At 61.2% G+C, this 4,993-nt stretch carries 3 protein-coding genes and 1 pseudogene; 2 read left to right on the top strand and 2 right to left on the bottom strand.

Annotated features, from left to right (window positions below; all coding sequences use genetic code 11):
• Nucleotides 1-210 (bottom strand): annotated as a pseudogene (locus ASE90_RS20600) (IS481 family transposase); the annotation flags it as partial.
• A gap of 417 nt (nt 211-627) precedes the next feature.
• Nucleotides 628-2,706 carry a TonB-dependent receptor gene (locus tag ASE90_RS09360; protein WP_055999300.1) on the bottom strand — a complete coding sequence of 693 codons (2,079 nt, stop codon included), beginning with the start codon at nt 2,704-2,706 and terminating at the stop codon, nt 628-630.
• On the opposite strand from ASE90_RS09360, the gene ASE90_RS20130 reads away from it, so the two are divergent.
• Both ASE90_RS20130 and ASE90_RS09355 read left to right on the top strand, forming a co-directional pair.
• Nucleotides 2,696-3,010, top strand: a complete 315-nt coding sequence (locus ASE90_RS20130; RefSeq protein WP_162233647.1) for a hypothetical protein — start codon at nt 2,696-2,698, stop codon at nt 3,008-3,010. The two genes, ASE90_RS09360 and ASE90_RS20130, sit on opposite strands and share 11 nt — an antisense overlap.
• Nucleotides 2,931-4,682: a M14 family metallopeptidase gene (locus tag ASE90_RS09355; protein ID WP_235531736.1), complete on the top strand. Its 1,752-nt coding sequence runs from the start codon at nt 2,931-2,933 to the stop codon at nt 4,680-4,682. Before ASE90_RS20130 ends, ASE90_RS09355 begins: the two co-directional genes overlap by 80 nt.
• The last annotated feature ends 311 nt before the right edge of the window (nt 4,683-4,993 follow it).

Below are 4,993 nucleotides of genomic sequence, written 5' to 3'. Positions count from 1 at the left end.
CGCCTCCTCGGCTTCAGTCAGGGTGGTCGAATGAGGGGCCTTCGGCCCGGTCTTCAGATCCTCGACCGTTGCTCTCTTGCGCCACTTCGCGACCGTCTTRGGGTTGATCCCCAACTCGCGGCTCAGCGTCGCGAGCGAAGCTTGCGATCGCTGTATTGCTGCTCGGACGGCGTGCGTGGTCGTGGCGYTCCCGTGACGAACCTGTCCCATACGGCTTCCTTCCATTCCAACGAAAGGATCGCACCATCAAACCGTGGGATCAAACACCTAAGAAGCGACGGCAAGGTTCGTGTCTCGAGTTTGGTGCGGGTGCCAGCGTGAACGCTTCCCATAAGCGGGGAGCGTAAAAATTTGGAGTGGAAAACCCAACATCGATAATTCGACCATGGTCCTGTTGAGATATATACAAAACGTACCCGCGCTCGGTTGGCCTCCAGTCCGATTAGTCGGGGCGGGTAGGGTAGGGGCCACTGGCTGTAGGTAGTGTGCAGCCATCAAATTGTGGCAATGCCGTCACACCAGAAACGACCAACAGTTGGCCGCCCGCGACCATGCCGGTTGCCCTGCCATGGCTGATCTGCGGTAGAGCGGCTTGGCGGGACCGGCGGAAGCCGGTCCCTATCCGCGTCAGATTTCAAGATGAAGCGAGGCCCGCACCGTCCGCGGCGCACCGGGATAGATCCACAAGGCGCTGTACGAGCTGGCGGCATAACGCTGGTCGAGCAGATTGTCGGCCTCGAGACGGAAGCGGACTCCTTCGATTAGCGGCGCTTCGATCGCCGCCTTCACCTTTACATATTCGGGCAGCACCACCGGATTGGCGGTGAGAGATCCCGCCCGATCGCCGACATAGGCGACGCCCCCGCTCAACTGCCAGTCACCACGGGTCGTAGGAAGGCGATGGACGACCAGCAATGTGCCTGAGTGCTCCGGCACGTTCAGCACATCCGGTGTCGGGAAGGCAGCGTCATCCGCCTTCGCATCGAGCCAGGCATAATTGGCGACGATCTGCCAGCGATTACCGAGCCGCGCCGAAGCGTCGAGCTCGATGCCGCGGCTGACGATGCTTCCGACGGGTGCGAGGAAGTTCGCATCGACCGGGTCGGTCGTCAGGATGTCCTGCTTGCGGATGTCGAACCACGTTGCCGCCAGATCAACGCCGGGCAGTTTGGCTGCGACACCCACCTCGTAGCCGCGCCCCTTTTCCGGGCCGAAGCCCGCCCCGTTGCGATCGGTGCCGGTGTTCAGTGAGAAGTTCTCACCCCAGTTGGCGTGCACCGCGATCACGTCCGTAACGCGGTAGCGAGCACCGACGCGGAAGTTGATGGGCTCGTTGATGTTGCGGCCAACACCGCCGCTGTTGTTGTTGACGATCTTCTGCCGGTACGGATCGATCCGAGCACCTCCGACCAGCGTCAGTCGATCGGTGACGTCCCACATGTCCTTCACGTAGAAGGTGCCCGCCCAGCGGCTCTCGTCATTGTTCGTGAAGGGACGCAAAGGGGCGGCTATCGAAGATCCATAGACGGGACTGAACAGGTCGATCGCGTAAGGGACGACAGCCGCGGGGTTGATGCGCAACCAGCGCTCGCCGTAGAAGAAACGATATCCCTTCACCCCCGCGCTCACCCGGTGCCGGCCGATCTGTCCGGCGAGCTCCAGGCGCGCCGACAGGTCATCGACACTGAAGTCACGCGATCGGCGCTGTCGCCACAAGGCGTTCCCGACGATGCGCGACTGGTCGGCGGAGAGGCCCTTGAGCGTTCCTGTCCGCCAGACCACACCACCGTTCAGCGTCCAGCTTCCGCCGAGTTCCGCCAAGCCGGTCACCTGGTGCTGGTCCTGTCGTGATTTGGTGATGCCGTTCGATGGTTCGCCATAATAGTTTGAGAGCGGCAACGCATTGGCATCGCCGTTGATCGCCGGAATGCCGCGGTCGAACGGCGTGTCGTACTGGCTGAACTCGCCGGTGTAGGTAATGCGCAGCGCATCGCTCGGCTGCCAGGTCAGCGACGGCGAAACAACGCGTCGGCGCAGGTTGACGGCATCGCGCCACCCATCACTGTCCTCTCCTGCGACCACGATCCGGGCGGCCAGGGTCCGAGACAAGGGGCCCGTAGCGTCGAGTTCGACACGCCGCGTGTTGAACGAGCCATAACTGACCATCGCGTTCGCATGTGGCGTAAACCGTGGCGCCTTGGTCACGATGTTGACCCGGCCGCCGGGATCAACATCTCCGAACAGGGCGCCCGCAGGCCCTTTCAGCACCTCAATCCGTTCGGTCGTCGCCGGATCGCGCGGCGGGGCCATGCCACGGTTGGCGAGGAAGCCGTTCAGATAATATTCCGCGCCCCCGTCAGGGGTGCCGAGAAATCCGCGGACGGCGAAATTGTCGATAACACCGCCACGGTTGTTCTGTTGACTGAAGCCGCTGACGAGTTCGAGGGCGTCGCTTAACCGGTACGTTCCCGCCGCATCCAGAATGTCGCGCTCGATCGAACGGCTCGACTGCGACATGCGCTCGGTGACCCGGTCCGACGACAGCGTACGATCGACGGTGTTGCGGGTGCCCAGCACGACGATCTCATCTTCCTCGTCGTGCTCGGGCAGTTCCTGTGCCTCTACGTTGAAGGGCGCCAAACCGAGCGCGAGCGTGAAGGCAACTGCGGACGGACGCAGTCGCGAACGATGGGGCGTGAAGGACATTGCTGCTCCGGAATACGGCCTCAAAACGCCGCAAGGGTTGTGGTATGTTGCAACGTATCATAAAGCCGTTCTGCTGCAACGCAACAGCAGGTCTGCACCGCCTCCGGCTTTCGGAGGTACGGTGCCGACCGGCATGCACGGGATACGGTGCATCGCCGATCCAGGAACATCGGATTGGAAGTCCTTTGCACTCGAAATTAGCTCGTATCTTCAGCGTCCTTCTATTGGCTGGCGCCAGTCCGCTTTTCGCACAGGAGGCGCCAGCGCACTTGCCGCCGGTAATAGCTTGGTCGGGGAAGAGTGAGGCCTTGATCGTTAAGTCTGGTGATCCCTGGATCACGCCGGCCGAGACGGCCGGGTTCCGAACGACGCCGCGATATGCGGAAGTACGAGCATGGCTGAACCGTCTCGGCGCTGCATCGCCGCTCATCACTGTGAATACCTTCGGTCGTACGACCGAGGGCCGCGAGATGATCTATGTCCGTGCCAGCAAGGGAGGCCGCGGCAAACCTGTCGTCCTCGTGCAGGGCGGAATCCATGCGGGCGAGATCGACGGCAAGGACGCCGGTCTGATGCTCCTTCGCGACATTGCGCTACGTGGGAAGGACAACCTGCTCGACAAGGTCGATCTGGTGTTCGTGCCGATTTACAATATCGACGGACACGAGCAGCCGAGCGCGTTCAATTTCCTGCATATTCGTGGGCCAGTAGAGAAGGGGCGTGACGCCAACGCTCGCAACATCGACCTCAACCGTGATTACGCCAAGCTGGATGCGCCGGAGTCTCGGGCAATGATCGGTCTGATACGATTGCTCGATCCGATCCTCTATATCGACTGCCATGTCAGCGAAGGCTTCGACATGCAGTATGACGTGACCTTCACCTATGCCGGATGGGGCAAATATGCGCGCCATCGCGCCACCGCCGACTGGTTGGAACACCGCTTCGGTCCGGCGGTCTCGACGGCGCTGACGAACGCAGGTCACATTCCGATTATCTATCCGAGCCCGATCGATACTCGGCATCCGGAGAAGGGCATACGGTACAGCCCGGAAGGTCCACGCTACTCGACTGGATACGGCGACTTCATCGGGATGCCGACCGTGCTGGTCGAGAACCACATGCTCAAACCGTATCGGCAACGCGTGCTCGGCACCTATGTGCTGCTGGAAGCGGCGATGAAGATCGCCGCGGAAGATGCGGTACGCATCGCGGCCGCCAAGGCGACCGATTGTGCGAGCCGTCCGATTGAATTGCTGACACGCTGGAAGCCCGCATCCACCCCGATCGGGTGGATCGAAGACTTCAAGGGCGTGGCGTTCGACACCTATGTGTCGAAGGCTTCCGGTCGAGAGGAACAGCGCTGGTTGGGCAAGCCGATCACCTTCCGAATGCCGATCATCGGCCAGACACCGGTGGAAAGTGTGCGCCTGCCCAAGGCTTGGTGGGTGCCGCGCGAGCAGACGGAGGTTATCGAGCGGCTACGCCTGCACGGCATCCAGTTTGAAACCATTCAAACGCCAAAGGAGCTGAAACTCGATCGTGTTAGGCTGATCGAACCTAAGCTGTCTCAGCCGATTGAGGGGCGTTACCCAATTACCGCTGGCCTTGAACATTACGAGACTGATGAGGCAATGCCGACAGGCAGTGTGCGTGTGCTTGCCGATCAGCCGCTCGGGTTGTTGGCCGCCTCGCTGCTGGAACCCGAAAGCCAGGACTCGTTCCTTGCATGGGGCTTTTTCCCCGAAATGCTGGGACCTGCTTCAAGCACGGACGCCTTCGTACTTGCGGCACTCGGCGATCGGCTCCTCGCGACCAACCCGGTGGTCAAGCGCCGTTTTGATGCGAAGTTGCGTGATGAACCGGGCTTTGCCGCCGATCCCGACGCTCGACTTGCATGGCTCTACGCACAGGCAGGTCCGGGACATCCCTACCCCTTGCGCTATCCAATCGCGCGCGAAATGAGCGGTAGGTAGATGATTGCGGATCGGGACGATGTTTCCGCCACATCGTCCCGGCTCGAGGTCACGTAGCCAGCAATTGCCATCACGGCAGAGGTTGAGCGCTTTCCCAAAACGCCATCCTTGCGGGAAAGCGGGCAGGGTCTAGGCTCACCACCTTCCATGCTGACAACATGAATGAATGGCAGAAGGTAGGGAGCTGAAAAACGGCCGCGAATGACCGGATGTGATGACGTGGACGGCTCTCCAACCCTCTCGCAGAATGATCTGCGGAGAGCCGGAAGGAGAGTCACTGTGGGGAACGTCACGACTGTAGGTCTCGATAT

This window comes from Sphingomonas sp. Leaf67 (assembly GCF_001421965.1).
Classification (GTDB): domain Bacteria; phylum Pseudomonadota; class Alphaproteobacteria; order Sphingomonadales; family Sphingomonadaceae; genus Sphingomonas.
The sequence above is the reverse complement of the archived record's forward strand: the minus strand, read 5'-3'. Positions and strand labels throughout refer to the sequence as shown.